We start from the raw sequence: 20,879 nt of genomic DNA, 5'->3' as shown, positions 1-20,879 counted from the left end.
TTTGGTTCCAGAATTATTTAAAAGGACGAAAATAAATGACCGATGCGGCAAAAACGACAAGTGTCAGTGACGCGCTAGGCCAATGCCTTCCCTACCTCCGTCGATACGCTCGTGCACTGACAGGCAGTCAGTCAAGTGGCGATGCATTTGCAGCGGCGGCGCTTGAAGCGATTTTGACGGACCGGTCCGTTCTGGATGGCGTAGACGTACGTACCGGCGTGTTCCGGGTACTGTACGGCATATGGGCGAGCGCCGGTGCGCCTGTAGAAGAGGGTGAAAGCGGTCTTCGTGCCAAAGCGCAAAAGCATCTTGCGAAATTGACAAACCACAGCCGCGAAGCGTTGTTGCTACATACGATCGAAGGGTTCTCCTTTGAAGAGGTTGGTCAAATTATTGGCGTCGACAAGGAAGAAGCCAGCGAGCTGGTTCAAATTGCACGTCGCGAAATGGCGGACAACGTGGCCGGTTCGGTGATGATTATCGAAGACGAAGCTATCATTGCAATGGATATTGAATCAATTGTTGCGGATATGGGGCATCGGGTCACAGGCATCGCCCGGACACGCGACGAAGCTGTGAAACTTGGCAAATCCGATGTACCGGATCTGATCCTCGCCGATATTCAGCTCGCTGACAACTCTTCGGGTATCGACGCCGTTAACGACTTGATGGGTGAACTCGGCCTGCGGCCGGTTATTTTCATCACCGCGTTCCCCGAACGCCTGCTGACAGGTAACAAACCCGAACCTGCCTTCCTGATTTCCAAGCCCTATACGGTGGATCGGGTCATATCGGCCGTTTCACAAGCCATGTTCTTTTCGTCGACAGAGACCCTGAATACATAAACCAGATAACGCATGCCCCTCCTGTTTCATGGTCGCGCTCGGCGGCGTGACCATGCGTGGAACCCGCCTCCATTGCCTATGCAGGGGGAACCATACAGGCTAACATGCGTTAGTAACCGATAATTATCCAAGGAGACTGGAATGGCCAAAGAAGCAACGTCTACTATTGCTGCAAACAAGGAAGTCTCGATTGAGGAACTAGCCTCTCAACTTGCTACTTTGAAAAACGATATCGCTGAATTGACCGGAGCGATGACCAACTTTGGCAAAACGCGAGGTCGCGCCGCAGCGGATCAGGCTAAATCCACCGCGCAGGGCTTGGCCGATACAGGTCGGGTCAAAGCTGCCGAAGCGCAGGAATCTGCAGAAGAGTTTCTTCGTACACAACCCGCCACTGCGTTAGGTATTGCCGCAGGTATCGGTTTTCTGGTCGGGCTCGTCGCGGCACGCCGTTAATGATTGATCAACTTACAGATAGGGTTGCCATTCGGGCAGCCCAATCAGCCCGAACGGCGGCAATCGGGATTGCGTCCTTTATCTGCCTTGCTGTCGGTGGTATTTTCCTGGCGAGCGCTGCGTGGTTATTTTTGCTTACGGTAACCACTGCAATTGTTGCGTGTCTCATCATCGGGGGCGCATTTTTCGGCATCGGTTTGATGATGTTCTCGCTTATGCTTCTCCGGATACGAACCCAAAAACGTCTAAGATACGAAGCCGCCTTGCAGGCCAGGGCCGCTCAGTCTGCTCAAATGGCAGGCGGTATCGGTGGGCTGCTCGGCCTGATCACCGCGTTCATCAATGGCATGAATGCAGGTAAGAAAGCGCGCTTTTGATCCCAGCGGTAAGGCTCTCGTTTGTAAAGGGGCGATGAACGTATGAAATTGAATCCGCTGCTTGCAACAGGCCTTTTTGACCGTCCTCCAAGATCACATAGGCGATATCGCGACTGGGTGTGTAAAACGAAAAAAACTCTGAAATCTGAACTTTTGTACCTGATAATATTGCGACACGGTTGCCAGCGCTGGTTCGCAATCCATCTGCTAGCCTAGTCAATGAATCCGCGACGGTAATAGTAAGCTCAGTGAAGTCACCAAAATAGTCCTGGAGAATGTCAATCACATCCCCCCCTGACAAATGCATCATTCTCGAAGATGTGGAACGATACCACTGTACCTCCTTTGGATGTCTTCAAATAGCAACTATTTCCGAAGTCGCATTAATCTATGACATAGCAAGTAGGATTATTTCATGAGTACCGAATGTCGTTATTGCCCGCTTCACAGAAAAGACGCTTTTGTAACGCTGTCTAAGGAAGAGCTTGAATTCATGCAAAAATTCAAGGTCGGCGAACTGACTGTCGACCCTGGCACGACAATTTTGATGGAAGGGTCGAACGCACCGCAGCTATACACTGTGTTATCGGGCATGGGGCTGCGCGACAAAATCTTGTCAAACGGGGAGCGACAGGTGGTAAATTTTGTGATGCCTGGCGATTTCCTTGGATTACAGGCCAGTATGCTTGGCGAGATGGGGCATTCAGTCGAAGCACGTACTAATATGCGCCTATGCGTGTTTAATCGCTCTGATTTCTGGAATTTCTTTAAAAATCACCCCAACCGCGCCTTCGACATAACGTGGCTAGCTGCGGTCGAAGAACATTTTCTGGGCGAAACCCTCGCGACAGTCGGTCAACGCAGCGCCCTTCAAGCTGTAGCCTGGGCACTGGTAAAGCTCTTTGAGCGCGGGATGACGCTGGGGCTTGTGACCAACAATACGATGTCCATGCCATATTCCCAGCGCGATCTGGCGAATGCTCTGGGATTGTCGCTGGTCCATACCAATAAGACGTTGGGCAAATTGCGCAACCAACAGCTAGCGTCCTGGAGTGACCAAGTTCTGCAAATCAACGACCTTGATAGCCTGGCTGACCTGGCTTTGATCACCCGTTCGGTCCCTAAAAAACGCCCGCTGATGTGATCATCTGTTTATTCGGTGTCTGCTGACACAAGGTTGTCGGCCACATAGGCACCTCGCTTCCCGGGCGGTCTATTACGCCCTACCGTGGTGTCGGGTTCGGTGCGCAATTCGACTTGCGCATTCCACGATGCGCCCATCAACACGAGAAAACTGCTGATCCACAGCCACACCAGCATCGCGATGACCGCACCTATAGACCCATAGACCTGGTTATAATTTCCAAAGTTTGCCACGTAATAGCTAAACCCAATGGATAGGACCGCCCAGGACAGCACAGCAAACACTGCGCCAAAGCTTAGCCAACCAATCCGTGCCGCACGGCGATTGGGGCCGAAACGGTACAATACACCGACCCCCGCCAGCAAAACCGTGATTGCAATGCTCCAACGAATGATCTCGGCCATGAAATAGCCAAAGACCCCCAACGGCAAGAACGACAGCACGATCGGGGCGATCACCACGGAAACCAGGGCGACGATACCTACGAAAATCAGGCTTAAGGTCAGCATCAACGCGCTGAAATAGTGTCGCGCTGCATTCCGATTGCGCTCATTGTACACACCGTTCAGGCCGATCATCATCGCACCGACGCCTGCCCGTGCTGACCATAGCGCAGCCAGAACCGAAATCGCCCCGGTCCACCCCAGCTGACCAGTGCTTGCAGTCACCAGCGTGACCACTTGTTCGTTGATTATTTTATATACATCATCCGGTAGCAAACCTCGCATATCATCAAGCTGGGCGATCACGACAACCGGGTCAGAAATCAGGCTAAGGATCGTCACCAAGGCTGCCAGCGCCGGAAATAGCGATAACATCCCGTAAAACGCGACGCCCGCAGCGATCAGGGCTACGTTTTTTTCCTGAATATCCGCGATGGCAGCCTTGAGCGAAACCCAATAAAGCTTGGACAGTTTCAAAGTTTTTTGTTTCAAAAGGCAGAGTTTCCTCGTGTTACCTACTCTGTCGCTGACCTAATTTATCATTTTGGTACCGACTAATTTTCCTCTTCTACCTCATCGCGCACCTGACCCCAAGCGACGAGTGTAAAGATGATCGTGCCGCCGACGATGTTACCCACCAAAACCGGGATGAAAAACCCGAACACTGCGGTTCCCAATCCCAGCTCGCCCACCAGGATCATGACCGCCATCTCGACAGACCCGGCAACGATATGGGCGAAATCACCCGCTGCGATCAACCAGGTGAACACCAATATCAAAAAGAATGACGTCTCATCGGCCTGTGGCAACATCCACACGATCAGGGCCACGATTACCCCGGCGGGGATGGCGCGCCAAAAACTCTCGTAAGTGCCAAGCCCGGTCGCATGTTCGGACAGTTCCAGAATGGCCGGAACGATGTCAGGTGAAATCGCGGGGGTCCACATGAACAACATCGCCGCCGCAAAAGCCCCTACGACGTTCGCGCTCAACACAATGCCCCATAGGCGCATCATGCTGTAGAACGATACCCAGGATCTGGCCCGCATGATTGGCAAGACCGTAGTGATGGTGTTTTCCGTGAACAACTGCATCCGGCCCATGATCACGGCCAGAAAACCCAGTGAATACCCAAGGTTTTCAATCAGGAAGCGATATTCCGTATCCGGCAAATAGGTCCTGAAGATCGCCTCGCCCAACACCGATAAACTTATCATGACGCCGGCCGCGACGCCTGACCAAATCAGGGACCGCTTGCTTCGGGCAAGCTCCTCCTCGCCCTCACGCCGGATCACCTCGTAAATCAGCCGAGGAGAAAGCGCCGTGGCTTCACTTACCGATTTTTCTTCCGCTTGTGTATCATCTTGCTTTTTTTTCGACACTTTGCGGTGAATCAAGGGGGCCATATCGCTCTCCGAATGAAAATTTGACGAAATCCACCTCTGTCCGACCGTAAATCCATGGACAAGAGCCGCATTTCAATTGTTCTTATGTGACAAACTAGCGCAGAAATCGTGCAAGCATACCAAGTAACGCAGCGAAGGTGTAAAATGTTCACAAATAATTCAGATCTCATCACCGCGATCCGCGGACGCTTCGCACATGTCGATTCATGTCCTTTTCAGGGGCCGCGCATTTTCTTTGAAAACGCCGGCGGTGCCTTGACCCTGAATTCAGTCGTCGACACCTCGGCACTGTTTGCCGCCATCCCCGATAATCAGGGGCGTGATAATGCTGCATCTCACGCGCTTGTCGGAAAAATCACGCAGGCCCGTGCGGACATGGCGCTGTTCTTCAACACCTCCGGTGGTCGTTTCTTTGTCGGCGAAAGCGGCACGGAACTTTCGTTTCGCCTGATCCGCACCGCCGTGATGGGAACACCGAACGGGGCGGTAATCGGTTCGACCGTTGAACACCCCGCCTCGCGCAGTGCAGCTTTGCATTGGGCAAATATCGCAGGCAAACCCTATATCAGCGTGCCGCATGATGACGCAACCGGTCAGGTCACGGCCGCCGCTTACGCCCGTTTGATGACACCCCAGGTGCGCGTTGCCACGATCCTGCATACCTCTCCGGTGACCGGCATCGCCAATGACGTGGCAGGCATCAGCGCGGCCATCCGTGCCGTCTCCCCAGAGGCGATCATCTTTGTCGATGGCATCCAGCACGCCAGCCACGGGCGTATCGACATCGCTAGCTATGACATCGACGGATACGTAATTTCGCCCTACAAGCTGTTCTCGCGACACGGCTACGGTATCGCCTGGGCCTCCGACAGGCTGACCGGACTATCCCTTGAAACCCTCGCCAACGGGCCCGCAGGAAATTGGGAACTGGGCACCCGCGATACCGGCTCATACGCGACTTTCAGCGATGTGGTGCGCTATTTCGAATGGCTGGGCGATCAGGTCTCAGAACAAGCCGACCCCCGTGCCAAGATCGAAGCCGCAGGTACCGCGATCCATGACCACGAACAAACGCTGACCAACGCCTTGCTTTACGGCACCGGCAACCTCCCCGGGGTCGTCGATTTGCCAGGCGTGACCATACTGGGCGGGGCCGATAATCCCGCTCGCGAAGGCCTCGTCAGTTTTGCTCTCGACGCCGTACCCGCCGCCGCGATCGTCGAAAAGCTCAACGCTCAAGGCATTCGCACACATCTGCGCAAAGCCGATCATTACTCGGGTAATATCCTGACACCATTGGGGCTGGAGGCCGCCGTGAGGGTCTCGCTATGTCACTACAACACGCTCGACGAAATCCGCACACTGCTCGCGGCATTGAAAGACATCGCCGAATAACGACAACGACGCCTTTCATTTTGCCAAATAAACTCAAAATCCAACAGTACGGCAAAGACACCGCTTGCCATATGTACGCGTCCGTTCAAACATACGCTCATGACAAGCACCCTTACCAACGCCATCGTCGCCAAGCGTGATGACCTGATTGCCCTGACCCAGGATCTGGTCCGTATCCCTACACTCAACCCCCCGGGGCGCGACTATCGGCTGATTTGCGAATATCTGGAAACACGGCTCAAGCAGCACGGTTTTGAAACCCGGTTGTTGCGCGCTCATGGTACCCCGGGGGATAGCTCCAAATATCCCCGGTGGAACATCATCGCCCGCCGCCAGGGTTCGCGGCGCGGCGAAACCGTGCATTTCAACAGCCATACCGACGTTGTCGAAGTCGGTGCCGGCTGGACACATGATCCGTTCCGGGCCGACATTGTTGACGGCAAAATCTATGGGCGCGGTACCTGCGACATGAAAGGCGGTCTGGCGGCATCGATCATCGCCGCCGAAGCCTTCGTGGAAACCCATCCCGACTTTGCCGGCGCTATCGAAATCTCGGGTACCGCCGATGAGGAATCCGGTGGATATGGCGGCGTCGCCTATCTGGCCGAACAGGGATATTTCAACCCGGACCATGTCCAACATGTCATCATTCCAGAACCCCTTCACAAAGACCGTATTTGTCTGGGCCATCGTGGGGGGTGGTGGGCGCAAATCGAAACCAAAGGCGAGATCGCCCATGGGTCCATGCCGTTTCTGGGGGACTGCGCGGTCCGGCATATGGGGGCTGTGCTTGCCGAATTCGAAACCAAGCTGTTCCCAGCGATGGCGGCGCGGCGCACGGATATGCCCGTGGTCCCCGAAGGGGCGCGTAGTTCGACCATGAATATCAACTCCATTCACGGCGGGCAGAAAGAAAATGATGACGACTTCGATGGCCTGCCCGCCCATTGCGTGCCCGATAGCTGCCGCATCACCATAGACCGGCGGTTTTTGCTCGAAGAGCCGCTGGATCAAGTCCGCGATGAAGTGAGAGGTTTGCTGGAAGGATTGCGTGAAACCCGGATCGATTTCGACTATGAGCTCACCGAAATTAATTCCGTGTTACCATCGATGACCGATCAAACCGCCCCGATCGTACAGACCGTGTCGCAGGCTATCCGGGATATCATGGGCAAGCAGCCCGAATACGTAGCCTCTCCGGGCTCCTACGACCAAAAACATATCGACCGGATCGGCAAGCTTAAAAATTGCATCGCCTATGGCCCGGGGCTGCTCGAGCTCGCGCACAAACCCGACGAATATATCGAGGTAGACGACATGGTCGACAGCGCCTGCGTGATGGGCGCTACGCTGGAAACGCTTTTATTGCCAAGGAAATAGTCGGCTGTTCAGCCCCGTGCAGACGAAAAGGCGTGGGGTGACGCAAGCACCAGACCATCCACGATCGCCGTCATTGCGGCACCGCGATGTACTTCCGCCTGAGGGAAAGCGGCGCGCATCGCGCGTTCGACCACCGACATCATGCTCGATCCACCCACAAAGACAAGCTTGTTCACGTTCGGTATGTTCACATCAGCCTGAACCGCGAGCGCGGTCGCTACCTGGGCAATCTCCGTCGCCATACCGGCTAATGTGGCCGCCATCATCGCAGCGGGCAGCGGGATACACAGACCACGCTCCAGTACATCTAGCTTGATTTCCGGCGGTGCCGAGGCGTTGGGGTTATTGGCCGCAATCTTTCCCGCTTCTACCGCAAAGGCCAGATCATGGCCCAGCTCTTCCTCCAACACCTTGACCAGGCGGTTCAGCAATACAGGCTCTACCGCATAGGTCGCCAAATCCTGTGCCGCTCGCCGTTGTTCGCGCGTATAGAGAAACGGTATTTTTTGCCAGGTCGCCAGCTCCGTGAACACTGCATGGGGGGCCGTGTGGGTTTCAGCACCGAAAACATGTTTGATGTCCGACCCCATTCCCAGCTGCGGCATGACGTGTTCCAGGCTTAGCCCCCGGTCAAAGTCCGTGCCGCCAATACGCACGCCTTTACTGGCAAGGATGTGGATACCTGCATCTCCCTCCTGCCGAAACAGCGTAAAATCCGAAGTACCACCCCCGATATCGACAACCAACCCCAGGTCGCCGGGTGAAAGAACCGCACGGTTGGCCAAGGCGGCGGCTTCGGGTTCCGCCATGAACTGTACATCCTTAAACCCGGCAAGCTCGTAGCATTCGCTCAAATCAACCAATGCCTGCGCGTTGCGTGCTTCATCCGAACTGTGAAACATAACCGGCCGTCCCGATAACACGCGATCAAAGCTTTGCCCTGTACTGGTCTCTGCCCGTGTCTTCAATTCCGCCAGAAAGCGTGCCACAATCGCGATGAAGTCCATCCTCTTGCCCAGCAAGACACGACTTTCGCGCATCAAAGGCGTCCCCAGCAAGCTTTTGAGCGCCCGCATGTATCGCCCATCATCGCCCCCGATCAGCGCTTCCTGCGCTTCGCGTCCGAAAATGATCCGCTTTTCTTCGTTATCGAAAAACAGCGCGGTGGGAAGCGTGGTTTCTCCACCCTCCACCTGAATAAGCTGTGCCTTGCCGTCGACCATATATCCCGCGGCCGAGTTGGAAGTTCCGAAGTCTATCCCTAATGTAGAAGAAACCGCAGCCATAAAGCACCCTATCCAATCGATTGAACACCGGCCCATAAACCCGGTTGCCCAAGGGCACAATCCTAATTTTACCTTGATATCTCTTTGCCAACGTTACGGTTTTTTCGTCCAACTGACGTGGTGGGGCATTCCACAAAACCAAGGCGGCGGCCCGAACGACGGTTCGGGAACGCACCCGCGCAAATGATTTCACCACAGAAGCTGCGAAACTTAGTTTTTCATTAACCTGGGTTCGGTAACCATACCGAACTTTATACTCTTTTGCGCCCGCGACCTATCCGTATGGAACGAAGAAAAAGGTAAATAACCCTGTAGTCTATTTGCTGACGCCTCAGTTGCTCGGGTTCACTCAAATCGGAATCAACGTGAAGGCAAATGCTAATTTAATGAGGATCATGATTTTTATACCGCGCCATCCAACGACCGCGAACACCCATCCCGGTAAAAGCTGGCACGGATCGGGACCGCTCGTATCGTTGGTGCGCATGGCATTCGTGGCTGTAAACGACGCAGTTCGATTGGACAACTCCCGGTCTTGGGCTTTTGTCGGCGACCTTCCCCATCAAAACTCAACAATCCGCTGTTGTCGCACACCATAACCGCCGGTGCGCGCGCCCCTTCACTTACCGAATGGACTCACGAGACATGTCATTTTTCCGCTCCACCACCCTCGGGATGATATTACAGGCTCGCATTTCCTTCGTGCCACTCTCTTGGCGTGTCGTCGTTGCGACCCCGCTTGCGTGGCTTATTCTTGCAATCACACTTTGGGCACACGGGGCGTGGCTTGGTACCGGGGTTATCAACCTGACACCCGCATCACGTTCCCAACTGAAGACAAACGTTCAAAACGGCGACCCTGCGCTTCAGAACGGCGACGTGATCGAAGTGTTTTCGAGCTTTCCGGCAATTGTCGCCGGTACAATCGACGGGCCGGGCGGATATGCAACCATGTACGTCCCCGACGGAACCGAGGTCGTGGGAGCCTATATTACCGACGCGGCCGGGAACGCTCTGCCGGCTCGCCCGGCGCAGGCTACAACTGGCAGCGGTGTGTCCAAAGGGTGGGGTCCAAAAGGGCAGCTGACCTTTGATGTATCGGCCAATGGTTGGCAGCCAGAAAGCAATAACGAATGCTCCTTGGCCGGTTTTTCGATAGCAGACTGCAATGCCGGGTTGGCTTACATATATGGCGACACGGGTATTTTCTATTCGACACGATCTGACACAGCGCTCTTCGCCAACGGCGACAAGATCGCTTCGCTGACCAACGGGTATCTGGTCAACCCGACCAATGGCACCCCCTGGACCAGCGTCGGAGGCAGCGGTACCGCGCGCGTTCATAATAAATGGGATGCAGTCCAGATCAACGCCTTCGGGTCCGGAGGCGACATTGACCCTAATGGATTCACAATACAGGAGGAAACAACAATAACGGGGGGTCGTGGCGCGACCCCGTTCCGATCGGGCAGCCCAGTAGCAGGCCCGGAAAGCGGCAGCGACTGGGACAGATACGGCACGACAGGACCATGGAACCGCATTCAGTACGCCGGGTCTTGCAAGGCTGACGACCCTTCACCGACACTTCCCGGTCGAGAAGGTCCAGCAACCGGAGCCGGCTCGGTATCACCTGAAACGACCGACCCCGGGGTGAATTCAGTAGAAGTATGTACCGAAGTGCCGACTTCAGGTTTTGACCTGAACGCAAGCGACGCTACCGCCTTGCCCCCTGGCACAAACGCGGTACGCTTTGCCTTTGGCGGCATTGCGCAGGGCGAGGTGTTCTATGCCGCGCTCAGACTTCGTGTGTTGGACATCAACGCCTTGGGGCCCGTCAACGCCGAAGGCCATGGAGGCGACAGCGCCGAAGGCGGTGCGGCGGGTAATGACAACCCGTGGCGGTATTGGGTAGCGGGATCCTCGGTTTACGCTTTACCAAGTCCCGACGATATCAGCGTTGGCATTTCAATTGTCGAAGTAAACGGGGCACCATATACCGGTGGGGATATACCCCCATACGCAACCCTGCGCTATAGTGTGTCTTATGCAAATACAGCGCTCGCTCCGCTGACAAATGCCTCGGTTCAGGTCAGCTTGCCCTCGCAAGCAACCGGTACGTCGAATTTTTCGGTGGTTACCGGCAGCGATATTCGTCCTGCTGTGGATCCCACCGGCGGTACATTCAGTTTCAACACGATCCCTTCCATGACCGGCCTGCAAAGCGGCACCATCGAATTCGACGTGACAACGAACGCCTCGGCATCGGATGTGGTCACAGCCGACGCCCAGATCACCAGCGACGAATCCGGCCCCGCTAACGCGTCGATCGCTGTGAGTGTTTTCAACGAGCCGGTCGAAACAATGCCGTCGTGTAACGGCACCCGCGCTTCGGCCGTTGACTGGGCGACGGACAGTCCCACCCTGCTCGGGGGACCGTCGGCGTTTTCTAATAACGGGCTAAGCGGCACAATTACCGCAACTGACCAATCACAGCCATTGCGCCCAGCGGCAATCAACACCACGAGCACGCTTTACGCCGGCGACGGTGGCAACCCTATGCTTGATGCACAATACGTCGACTTGCAGGTGTCCTTCGACGTTCCGTTAACCGGTATCTACCTCTATGTCGCAGACCTTAATCAAGATGAATCTGTCACGGTTTACGGTATGTTAAACGGGTTGGTTGTGTCGCCTGGCATCACGAACGGTGCGGGATCGCTCAACATGGCCAAAGCCGCGAATGCCGACGGGTCGGTGACCGGCGAACGCACCAATGCGCTTGGTTCGGGATCGCAGCGCGCTGTTACCATTGGGTTCAACCTCCCGATTGACACGCTGGTGATCCGGCATACACCGCTTCAGCTAAGCGCACCCGGGTTATCGAGCGCTGATGGCATGCATCTGGGCGATATCTTGACCTGCATAGATTTCACCGACGCGCCGTCGACCATGGGCGATGCGCTACATAACTTCATCGACAGTGATGCGATACGGCTGGGGGCCACGGAAACTGGCGATACCAGCCCCGGCAATGCGGCCAACGCTGATAGCGACGAAGACGACGGCATGGATATCCCGTTGATGACTCAAGGATTTATCACAGTGGTAACGGCTGATGTAACTGGCAGCGATGGTGTTTTGCACGGTTGGATAGACTTCAACGGCAACGGCGTATTTGAATCCGGTGTGGCTGAGCACGTCGCAATGAGTCTGGCCGATGATGGTACGGGTGACGATGTGGCTGCGGGCGACGGCCAAATTCAATTCAATGTCAACGTTCCGGGCGACGCCGTTCTGGACCAAACCTTTGCCCGATTTCGCTGGTCGACAACTCCACAGCTCGGCCCCTCCGGATTCGCCTCTGATGGTGAAGTCGAAGACTATGCGCTTACAATTGCAGCGGCTCCCCTTGTTGACCGTGGTGATGCGCCGGCAAGCTATGGCGACCCGCTACATATCATCGCCGATGCAGGCCCGACGGGCGTATACCTCGGGGCGATAGTGCCGGATCCCGAAGCGGTGCCCCAAGCCAGCGCTGATGCCACCGGGGATGACCTAGACGGCAACGACGATGAAGACGGCGTTATACTGCCGCAGCTTTACCAAGGTGCCGCGAGCGAACTAACCGTAACCGTCAATGAGGTGACGGGTGGAGTGGGGTTCGGGGTGGCCTATTTGCAGGCTTGGGTCGATTTCGACGGAAACGGCATATTTGATACGACCGACATGATCGCGGCCGATTTACAGGATGGCGCAGCCGGTGACAAAGACGGCGTTCTGAATGGAAAGATCGTTTTCGATGTCAACGTCCCCGCAAATTCGACGCTGCTGCCGACATTCGCCCGCTTTAGATGGTCCACCACAGCCGGGGTCGGAATCGTCGCCCTGGACGGCGAAGTCGAAGACTACAGCCTGACGATTTCAGGCGATTCCGCCCCTATTACCTGTGATGCGGGTCTATATCAGATTTCAACCAACAAATCCGTTCTCAAAAGAATGGTCTTTACGACCGGGCTGACCGGCTACACGCTGAACCTGCAAGATATTGGAAGCGCCGGAACCGATTTGGACGGCGGTTGGGGATATAATGAATTGGATGGATATATCTACGGAGTCAAAAGCGGCAGGAAGGAGCTTTGGAGAGTAGACGGATCGGGAACATTCACCAGGCTGCCGGACCCACCGTCGACCATAGAAAAAGGTGGCATTGCGGGCGATGTGTTGCCTAACGGGGTGATGGTCTATCTTGCCAATAACGATGAGTTTCAACTGCTTGATCTGTCGGACCCGAACAACACTATTGATAACGGGTTGCTGGTGCTGGCGACGCCTGTGGATACCACGGATTTCGCGTTCAACCCGCTCGACGGAAATTTGTACGGCATCGACGGCACCACGGCCCAGGTCTTTCGGGTAACTGCCAACAACGGTAGTGCGAGCGTCGGGTCCGAAGCCGTTACGTTTTTCGGGCCCAGCTATTACACCAGCTCTTATGGTGCCGCGTGGTTCGATGAGAACGGGTTGTTCTACATCTATGACGACATCACAAACGAAGTTTACCTTGTTGATATCGCCACGGGGGTGCGTCAGCGCATAGCCGTCAGCCAGAATGACGAAGGTGGCGATAACGACGGCGCGTCCTGCCGCGGTCCTTCAGTCATACAGTTCGGTACCATCTCGGGAAATGTGTATATTGATCAAAATGCCTCAGATGAAAAAGACGGCGCCGAAATCAACCTGGGTGGCGGTATAGCGATAAGCGTTTACGATGACGCCGGCACGCCCAATGATCTTGCCGATGATCAATTCATCAAAACCGTCGACACATTTGCCGACGGTACCTATCAAGTTTCCAACCTTTCTCCCGGCTCCACATATCGTGTGGAAGTGGATGTAAATGATACCGACCTTCCGGCCGGGTCGCAGATTGGCACATCCAACCCGATTGTGGGTGTGACAGTGGTGGCGAACGGCGATACCTCGGATCAGAACTTTGGTTTTGACCCGCAGCTCAGTGACCTTTCGCTGGTCAAGGTGGCCTATGCCTCAGGGACCAATACGGTCATTACCACGGCCTCTCCTGGTGATGTAATTGATTGGGTGATCACGGTAAATAACAGCGGCCCGGGGTCTCCTTCCAACGTGACAGTTATTGAAAAGCTTCCGTCAGGATTTCAGTATTTAACTGACGATGCCCCCGCTACCGGCGACTACTACGACCCCGATACGGGCGTTTGGTTTGTGGATGAAATTCTTCCCGGGACCAGCGAAACACTGACGATCCGGGCGCGGGTAGAGGAAACCGGCGTCCACGTTAACACCGTCGAGATCATCAAAAGTTCATTGCCTGATCTCGATAGTGACCCGAATACCGGCGCGAGGGTGGATGATTTCAACGATGGTATCGCGGATGATGATGAAGACAGTTATGAGATTTTGCTTTCCACCGGGGAGCGGACGTTGTCGGGCCGTCTGTTTGTCGACAATGGCATAGACGGCGGTATCGCGCACGATGGTATCGCCAACGGCGGAGAGAACGGAACGACCAACGCGGTTATGGTTATTCTCAGTGACAACAACACGATAATCGCGCAGCCCAAAATCTCGTCCGACGGAACTTGGTCCTACGGGTTGAGCGCGGATTATTCGGGCCGTATCACGCTAAGGCTTGATCCTTTTGCGGCGTGGTTACCGATATCAGAAAGCAAAAGCGGATTGCCGTCACTTGTCGACACGGACGTTCACGATGGAACATATAGTTTTGTCCCCGCCGCAGATACAGACTATCCAGACTTGAACTTTGGCGTGGTCAAGGCACCGATCATGACATTGGATCAATCAGCCGAGATTCAGGCCGGACAGGTTGCCGTACTTGCACATCAATATGTTGCAACCACCACTGGTACGGTCTTGTTCACCTTTGGCGATGCGACCCAGACTCCCGCAGGTGCCTATAGCGCGGCGATATTTTCGGACCCGAATTGTGACGGCACTCCCGACGCGGCCATCAATTCTTCAACGCCGGTGATTTCAGGCGAGCTAATATGCATCGTTTCGCGGGTCTCTGCCGGGGCGGGTGCCGGGCCGGGAAGCAGTTTTATCTACGCGCTTAATGCCACGACGTCTTTTGATGGAACGCCAGTCACACATGTTGCGGCTAACATCGACCGGGTTACCAGTGGCGCTGCCTCAGGGGTGCTCACCCTGTCGAAAACTGTCAAAAATGTAACCGCCAACTCAGCCGAGGGTACATCCAACCTGGGGACCGCCGGGGATGTGCTGGCTTATCGGATTCAAATCGAAAACAAGAGTTCGGCCGCCGCGAGCGACGTGATCATCTATGACCGCACTCCTCCATATACCAGCCTGTCCGAACCGGTGGAAACGCCGGTATCAGTTGGTGCGGCGTTAAGCTGCGCGTTGACGATCCCGGCATCCAACACCACTGGATACGCAGGGCCGTTGCAATGGAATTGCTTGGGCAGTTATCCTCCTGGTTCGATCGGTTCTGTATCATTCAACGTAAAAATTGAACCTTAGCGCTTTGGCTACGCGGGGCGTTACCGCGGCCTCTGGCCACGCAAAGCACCGCCCCACGTTATGGCGTATACGGACCAAAGCCAAATCACGGCAAAGCAACCTAACGGCAGTGCTGGTCAAACCAAACAGAACTGGCTAACGTTTCGCCAAATGCTTTCAGGGAGACACCGATGTTCCATCTTCGCTCATTAATACTTGGCACATGTGCCGCCGCATTGATGGCGGGCTCCGTCGCCGCCAAAAGCGATATCACCGTCGCGATGCAGCTCGAACCGCCACATCTCGACCCTACCAGCGCGGCTGCGGGTGCGATCGATTCGGTCCTTTACTCCAATGTATTCGAGGGGCTCACGCGATTTATGGGCGACGGGTCAGTTGTACCGGGCCTTGCGGAAAGCTGGGAAATTTCCGACGACGGACTGACCTATACGTTCAAGCTTCACAGCGGCGTCACGTTTCATGATGGCACAACGATGGACGCTGATGACGTGAAATTCAGCCTTGACCGGATCAATGCCGATGACAGCGCCAATGCACAGAAGGCGCTTTTTAGTGCGATCTCCGAAGTCAAGGTCCTGGACCCCACCACTGTCGAAATCAAGCTAAGCGAACCGAACGGGAACCTGTTGTTTAACCTGGCTTGGGGCGACGCGGTTATTGTCGCGCCCGAGAGCATCGACAACATCAAACAATTGCCGATCGGCACCGGGGCGTTCAAGTTCACCAGCTGGACGCAGGGCGACAACATAATGATCGAAAAAAACCCCAACTATTGGGGTACGCCAGCCGCCTTGGATGTGGCCACTTTCAAATTCATTTCAGATCCGACTGCCGCATTTGCAGCAATGATGGCCGAAGATATAGATGTGTTTGTCGCGTTTCCTGCACCCGAAAATCTGCCCCAGTTCGAAGCAGACCCTAGATTTCAGGTGCTGGTCGGTTCAACTGAAGGTGAAACCATCCTTGCCATGAACAACAAGCAAGCGCCATTCGACAACGTCAAGGTCCGCGAAGCAGTGGCGCATGCGATCAATCGCCAAGCAATTATTGATGGTGCGATGTTCGGCTACGGTACCCCGATTGGCACACATTTTGCGCCCCACAACCCAGCCTATGTCGACGAAACAGCACTTAGCGCCTTTGATCCTGAAAAATCCAAGGCTTTGTTGGCTGAGGCAGGCTTCCCTGACGGGTTCGAAACAACACTTGATCTACCACCCCCGTCCTATGCTCGCCGCGGAGGCGAGATCATTGCGGCTCAGCTTGCCGACGTGGGGATCACGGCAAAGATCAACAATATCGAGTGGGCTCAATGGCTTGAGACCGTTTTCAAAGGCAAAAACTTTGGTTTGACCATCGTCAGCCATACAGAGCCGATGGATATCGGTGTATATGCCAATCCAGATTACTACTTTCAGTATGACAACCCGGATTTCCAAAAGTTGATTGCCAATTTGAACAAGACAACCGATCCAGACATGCGCACGCAGATGCTGGGCGAGGCACAAAAAATCATCGCCGAAGATTATGTTAACGCCTATCTGTTTCAGCTCGCCGCGATCACGGTAGCCAAAGCAGGCGTCAAGGGATTGTGGTCCAACGCGCCCACTCAGGCGACAGACCTTACTGCGGTAACCTGGGCAGACTGAACCGTTCGGTATCGCATTCAAAAACGCCCCCGATATTTCACGGGGGCGTTTTCTGCTTTGAACAGTCCTATTGAAGCCAAACGGTTTTTCTATGCTGGACGCTGCAACCTTCCAAGCCTAACCTGCGCAAATGACGCGATACATGCTCAAAAGGTTGGCCTCTCTTTGTATCAGCTTGGCTGTTGCATCGCTTGTCATCTTTACTGTGATCGAGATTGCCCCGGGTGACCCTGCTTCGTTCATGCTGGGCGTCAACGCCCAACCCGACACATTGGCAGCGCTGCGCACCGAACTTGGCCTCGACGCATCAAAGGTCGAACGGTACCTGTCCTGGGTGGGCGGTTTGCTGACCGGCGATTTTGGGGTTTCATATACCTATCGCACCCCGGTCGCGGACATGATCGCGGCCCGTATGTGGGTTTCGTTGCCGTTGGCATTTTACGCGCTTTTGCTTTCAACCCTAATCGCTTTTCCCGCGGGTATCTTCGCTGCTGCACGTAGAGGGAAAGTTGGCGATATGGGCGTGATGGGGGCCACGCAACTGGGTGTCGCGGTGCCTAATTTCTGGTTTGCGATGATGCTCGTGCTCATCTTTTCCATCAATCTGCGGTGGTTTGCCGCCGGCGGGTTCGTGGGTTGGGACAAGGGGTTTTGGGCCGGGGTACATGCCCTGACCCTGCCGGCCATCGCCCTGGCCTTACCGCAGGCTGCTATATTGGCGCGGGTCATGCGGTCTTCGCTGTTGGATGTACTGGGCGAAGACTATATGCGCACCGCCCGTGCCAAGGGTCTGACCACCCGGCAGACCCTATGGCGGCACGGGTTGCGCAATGCGTTGATCCCCGTGCTTACCATCATCGGTTTACAGTTTTCATTTCTGCTTGCAGGGTCGATTATCATCGAACAGGTCTTCTATCTTCCCGGGCTTGGCAGGCTTGTGTTTCAAGCGATCTCGGCACGCGATCTGATCGTGGTGGAATCTGTTGTCATGCTGTTGGTATTTTCCGTGATAATCGTTAATTTTATTGTCGATCTTGCATATGCCGCAGTTGATCCTCGACTTAGGGCGCGGGCATGAGAAACAACTTGATCCTCGGCACGCTGCTGACGTCCATCTTTGTATTTGCCGCCCTGATTTCATTTGTCTGGACTCCGTTCCCCCACACGGCAATGGATATCCCTAACAAGCTTCAAGGCGTGGGAGGCGAACACCTTCTTGGCACGGACCACTTTGGTCGCGACATACTGAGCATGATCATGGTGGGCGCACGCACTTCGATCGCGGTCGCCCTGTTGGCGGTCGGCATCGGGATGAGCCTCGGCGTCCCCTTAGGGCTTTTAGCGGCCGCAAAGCACGGGTCGCTTGTGGATGAGATCATCATGCGCGGCAATGATTTGGTATTTGCATTTCCGTCACTGGTCATCGCGATATTGATAACGGCGGTTTTTGGGGCAAGTGCAATTAACGCCATCATCGCCATCGGGATATTTAACATTCCTGTGTTTGCCCGCATTTCCCGCGGTGCAGCGCTTAGCCTGTGGAAACGGGATTTCATACTCGCCGCGCGTGTCGCTGGTAAATCTCCGGCGCGTATTTCGGTTGAACATATCCTGCCCAATGTAACCAACCTGTTAATCGTCCAAGGCACCATCCAGTTCAGTCTCGGTATCCTGGCCGAAGCGGGCCTGTCCTACGTCGGCCTAGGTGCGCAGCCTCCCACGCCGTCGTGGGGGCGCATGCTGGCCGACGCCCAAACCCTGGTCACCATCGCGCCGCATATGGCGCTGGTGCCCGGTTTGGCGATTATTCTGACAGTGCTTGGCTTGAACTTGATGGGTGACGGGCTGCGCGATTATCTTGATCCCCGCTTGCGGGTGGCACGCGTATGACCTTGCTCAGCATTACGAACCTGTCGCTGGCGATCCACAGTTTCAGTATACTGCGCAATGTGACCCTGTCAGTGGCCTCGGGCGAAATTGTCGCTGTTACCGGTGAAAGCGGTTCGGGCAAGTCGATGACCGCGCTCGCCGCGATGCAGCTTTTGCCGAAAGGTGCTCAGGCCAAAGGCCAGGTCATGCTCGGCGATCGGGATCTTCTCAGGCTCCCGGAGAAGGATCTATGCGGCATCCGAGGCAACGAAATCGGCATGGTTTTTCAAGAGCCGATGACAGCATTGAACCCGGTGCAAACCATCGGTCAACAAGTCGCCGAAACCATTCGTGTGCATGACAGGACGGTTTCACGTCAGGTCGCCCATACCAGGGCCATCGCGACGCTCGAACGCGTCGGACTGCCTGTCGACCGGTTTCCGCTTTCGCGTTTTCCCCACGAACTTTCGGGAGGGCAGCGCCAGCGGGTGGTGATCGCGATGGCGATCGCCTTGCGACCCCGCCTTTTGATCGCGGACGAACCTACCACCGCATTGGACGTAACGACCCAGGCGCAAATCCTTGACCTGCTCAAACGCCTCGCAAAAGACGATAATATGGGTTTGCTGATGATCACCCATGATCTGGCCGTGGTCGCGGATATGGCCGACAGTATCTACGTGATGCGCAAGGGAGAGGTCGTCGAACAGGGTCAAACCGGGACACTGCTCCGTAACATGCGCCATCCTTATACGCAGATGCTGTTCGCGGCTTCGGGTCACAAAGTGAACCTGCCACCCGCCCCTGCCAGTTCTCCATCGCTGCTTGATGTACGCCACGTCTGCCGTGATTACGCCTTGCCGCGTAAGGAACTGTTCAGCAAACCGGGGTCATTCCGGGCAGTCGACGACGTGTCCTTCAGCATACGACGTGGCGAACGACTGGGCCTTGTTGGCGAAAGCGGATGCGGAAAATCGACCCTGACACGCGCCATTTTGGGTCTGGAGCAGGTTCAGCGCGGGTCGATCACCCTAGACGGCGAACCCGTTTTTTCGCAAAAACATCCAAACCTGAGCGTTCGCCGCAAAATGCAGGTGGTATTTCAGGACCCCTTCGGCAGCTTCAATCCGCGTCACCGGGTCGACAGGCTGATCACTGAACCCTTTCATCTGTTATCGGATCCGCCCAAAGGGGCAGACCGGGCATGCGCGATCTCGCAATCATTGACCGCCGTCGGGCTTTCCCCCGATGATGCGACAAAATACATCCATGAATTTTCTGGTGGCCAACGCCAGCGCCTTGCGATTGCCCGCGCCGTTATCACCCGTCCCGACCTGATACTATTCGATGAAGCCGTAAGCGCTCTGGATGTCTCTGTACGGGCGCAAATCCTCGATTTACTTGCCGATCTGTGCAAAACCTATGATCTGACCTATCTGTTCATTTCGCATGATCTGTCGGTCGTGCGTAGCGTGACAGACCGCGTCTTGGTGATGAAATCGGGAAAGATCGTCGAAGAAGGTGCCACGGAAACCGTCTTTCAGACTCCAGGGCATCCTTATACACGAAAACTTTTGGCGGCCGCGCCGCTATTGCCCGATCTCGAAAGGCGCATGCGATGAAGGTCGGCATAATTCGCGTGGTCGAAGCTGAACGCGCTGACCTGGACAGTATGGCAAGGACCTATTTCTCCGAAATGTTGCCCGATGGCCCGCCCTACTATCCTGCGGCACTTGATCGCTATTGGGCAGAACCCGGTCGTCACCCGTATTTGGTCCTTGGCGACAATCGACCGATCGGGTTTGGGCTAGTCTGGAACCATGTCGACGGCACTCACGAGTTGACGGAATTCACCATCACGCCCCAATACCGTCATCAAGGTCTGGGGACCCAGGCGGCGCATTTGATCTTCAACGCTCTCGGAGGCGACTGGACGCTGGGCGTAGCGACCAGTTCGCCAGGGGGTATGGCGTTTTGGCAGCAGTGCCTGACCGATTGTGAAAACGCCTGCGAGGTAACACCCGGCCCGGCAAGAACCTCAAGACAATGCGGCAGCTTCAACTTTCGGATAGAACGTTAGTCCACACCC

Annotated in this window: 15 protein-coding genes; 12 read left to right on the top strand and 3 right to left on the bottom strand. The window is 55.4% G+C overall.

Annotated features, from left to right (window positions below; translation table 11 throughout):
• The first annotated feature begins 35 nt into the window (after positions 1 to 35).
• The 4 genes from AC13DE_RS14110 to AC13DE_RS14095 all read left to right on the top strand — a co-directional run bounded on the left by AC13DE_RS14110 (position 36) and on the right by AC13DE_RS14095 (position 2,822).
• Entirely contained in the window at positions 36 to 845 is an 810-nt protein-coding gene (locus tag AC13DE_RS14110; RefSeq protein ID WP_483048191.1) for a response regulator, read from the top strand.
• A gap of 141 nt (positions 846 to 986) precedes the next feature.
• Positions 987 to 1,301 (top strand): ElaB/YgaM/YqjD family protein, encoded by a 315-nt coding sequence (locus AC13DE_RS14105; protein WP_446296448.1) that lies wholly within the window; start codon positions 987 to 989, stop codon positions 1,299 to 1,301.
• Positions 1,301 to 1,678 carry a hypothetical protein gene (locus AC13DE_RS14100; protein ID WP_446296449.1) on the top strand — a complete coding sequence of 126 codons (378 nt, stop codon included), beginning with the start codon at positions 1,301 to 1,303 and terminating at the stop codon, positions 1,676 to 1,678. Before AC13DE_RS14105 ends, AC13DE_RS14100 begins: the two co-directional genes overlap by 1 nt.
• Before the next feature lie 415 nt (positions 1,679 to 2,093).
• Entirely contained in the window at positions 2,094 to 2,822 is a 729-nt protein-coding gene (locus AC13DE_RS14095) for a Crp/Fnr family transcriptional regulator (RefSeq protein WP_446312794.1), read from the top strand.
• An 8-nt stretch (positions 2,823 to 2,830) separates the two neighbouring features.
• Here the strand turns inward: AC13DE_RS14095 and AC13DE_RS14090 are convergent, their stop codons facing one another.
• On the bottom strand, positions 2,831 to 3,757 hold the full coding sequence (locus AC13DE_RS14090) for a YihY/virulence factor BrkB family protein (RefSeq protein ID WP_446312795.1): 927 nt from the start codon (positions 3,755 to 3,757) through the stop codon (positions 2,831 to 2,833).
• A 62-nt stretch (positions 3,758 to 3,819) separates the two neighbouring features.
• On the bottom strand, positions 3,820 to 4,671 hold the full coding sequence (locus AC13DE_RS14085; protein ID WP_446312796.1) for a formate/nitrite transporter family protein: 852 nt from the start codon (positions 4,669 to 4,671) through the stop codon (positions 3,820 to 3,822).
• A gap of 144 nt (positions 4,672 to 4,815) precedes the next feature.
• On the opposite strand from AC13DE_RS14085, the gene AC13DE_RS14080 reads away from it, so the two are divergent.
• On the top strand, positions 4,816 to 6,066 hold the full coding sequence (locus tag AC13DE_RS14080) for an aminotransferase class V-fold PLP-dependent enzyme (protein WP_483048190.1): 1,251 nt from the start codon (positions 4,816 to 4,818) through the stop codon (positions 6,064 to 6,066).
• 99 nt (positions 6,067 to 6,165) lie between these two features.
• Complete coding sequence (locus AC13DE_RS14075; RefSeq protein WP_483048189.1) at positions 6,166 to 7,446, top strand: acetylornithine deacetylase/succinyl-diaminopimelate desuccinylase family protein; 1,281 nt, start codon at positions 6,166 to 6,168, stop codon at positions 7,444 to 7,446.
• A gap of 8 nt (positions 7,447 to 7,454) precedes the next feature.
• On the opposite strand, the gene AC13DE_RS14070 is transcribed toward AC13DE_RS14075, so the two are convergent.
• Entirely contained in the window at positions 7,455 to 8,732 is a 1,278-nt protein-coding gene (locus tag AC13DE_RS14070; RefSeq protein ID WP_483048188.1) for an Hsp70 family protein, read from the bottom strand.
• Positions 8,733 to 9,377: 645 nt separating this feature from the next.
• On the opposite strand from AC13DE_RS14070, the gene AC13DE_RS14065 reads away from it, so the two are divergent.
• From AC13DE_RS14065 to AC13DE_RS14040, 6 genes are all read left to right on the top strand, one after another.
• Entirely contained in the window at positions 9,378 to 15,272 is a 5,895-nt protein-coding gene (locus AC13DE_RS14065) for a GEVED domain-containing protein (protein ID WP_483048187.1), read from the top strand.
• A 170-nt stretch (positions 15,273 to 15,442) separates the two neighbouring features.
• Positions 15,443 to 16,921: an ABC transporter substrate-binding protein gene (locus AC13DE_RS14060; RefSeq protein WP_446296690.1), complete on the top strand. Its 1,479-nt coding sequence runs from the start codon at positions 15,443 to 15,445 to the stop codon at positions 16,919 to 16,921.
• A 130-nt stretch (positions 16,922 to 17,051) separates the two neighbouring features.
• On the top strand, positions 17,052 to 17,999 hold the full coding sequence (locus AC13DE_RS14055; RefSeq protein WP_446296689.1) for an ABC transporter permease: 948 nt from the start codon (positions 17,052 to 17,054) through the stop codon (positions 17,997 to 17,999).
• Positions 17,996 to 18,811, top strand: coding sequence for an ABC transporter permease (locus AC13DE_RS14050; RefSeq protein ID WP_483048186.1), 816 nt, complete (start codon positions 17,996 to 17,998; stop codon positions 18,809 to 18,811). Before AC13DE_RS14055 ends, AC13DE_RS14050 begins: the two co-directional genes overlap by 4 nt.
• The gene (locus tag AC13DE_RS14045) at positions 18,808 to 20,412 is read left to right on the top strand and encodes an ABC transporter ATP-binding protein (protein WP_483048185.1); all 1,605 of its coding nucleotides are present in this window, start codon (positions 18,808 to 18,810) and stop codon (positions 20,410 to 20,412) included. The genes AC13DE_RS14050 and AC13DE_RS14045 overlap by 4 nt, the downstream gene beginning before the upstream one ends.
• Positions 20,409 to 20,870: a GNAT family N-acetyltransferase gene (locus tag AC13DE_RS14040; protein WP_483048184.1), complete on the top strand. Its 462-nt coding sequence runs from the start codon at positions 20,409 to 20,411 to the stop codon at positions 20,868 to 20,870. The genes AC13DE_RS14045 and AC13DE_RS14040 overlap by 4 nt, the downstream gene beginning before the upstream one ends.
• The last annotated feature ends 9 nt before the right edge of the window (positions 20,871 to 20,879 follow it).

The sequence above is a fragment of the Sulfitobacter sp. L-8 genome (assembly GCF_056859255.1).
The sequence above is the reverse complement of the archived record's forward strand: the minus strand, read 5'-3'. Positions and strand labels throughout refer to the sequence as shown.

Excerpts from the sequence above, each read along its gene's own strand:
- AC13DE_RS14110 (WP_483048191.1), top strand. The coding sequence starts at position 36 with ATGACCGATGCGGCAAAAACGACAAGTGTCAGTGACGCGCTAGGCCAA.
- AC13DE_RS14105 (WP_446296448.1), top strand. The coding sequence starts at position 987 with ATGGCCAAAGAAGCAACGTCTACTATTGCTGCAAACAAGGAAGTCTCG.
- AC13DE_RS14100 (WP_446296449.1), top strand. The coding sequence starts at position 1,301 with ATGATTGATCAACTTACAGATAGGGTTGCCATTCGGGCAGCCCAATCA.
- AC13DE_RS14095 (WP_446312794.1), top strand. The coding sequence starts at position 2,094 with ATGAGTACCGAATGTCGTTATTGCCCGCTTCACAGAAAAGACGCTTTT.
- AC13DE_RS14085 (WP_446312796.1), bottom strand. The coding sequence starts at position 4,671 with ATGGCCCCCTTGATTCACCGCAAAGTGTCGAAAAAAAAGCAAGATGAT.
- AC13DE_RS14080 (WP_483048190.1), top strand. The coding sequence starts at position 4,816 with ATGTTCACAAATAATTCAGATCTCATCACCGCGATCCGCGGACGCTTC.
- AC13DE_RS14075 (WP_483048189.1), top strand. The coding sequence starts at position 6,166 with ATGACAAGCACCCTTACCAACGCCATCGTCGCCAAGCGTGATGACCTG.
- AC13DE_RS14070 (WP_483048188.1), bottom strand. The coding sequence starts at position 8,732 with ATGGCTGCGGTTTCTTCTACATTAGGGATAGACTTCGGAACTTCCAAC.
- AC13DE_RS14065 (WP_483048187.1), top strand. The coding sequence starts at position 9,378 with ATGTCATTTTTCCGCTCCACCACCCTCGGGATGATATTACAGGCTCGC.
- AC13DE_RS14060 (WP_446296690.1), top strand. The coding sequence starts at position 15,443 with ATGTTCCATCTTCGCTCATTAATACTTGGCACATGTGCCGCCGCATTG.
- AC13DE_RS14055 (WP_446296689.1), top strand. The coding sequence starts at position 17,052 with ATGACGCGATACATGCTCAAAAGGTTGGCCTCTCTTTGTATCAGCTTG.
- AC13DE_RS14050 (WP_483048186.1), top strand. The coding sequence starts at position 17,996 with ATGAGAAACAACTTGATCCTCGGCACGCTGCTGACGTCCATCTTTGTA.
- AC13DE_RS14045 (WP_483048185.1), top strand. The coding sequence starts at position 18,808 with ATGACCTTGCTCAGCATTACGAACCTGTCGCTGGCGATCCACAGTTTC.
- AC13DE_RS14040 (WP_483048184.1), top strand. The coding sequence starts at position 20,409 with ATGAAGGTCGGCATAATTCGCGTGGTCGAAGCTGAACGCGCTGACCTG.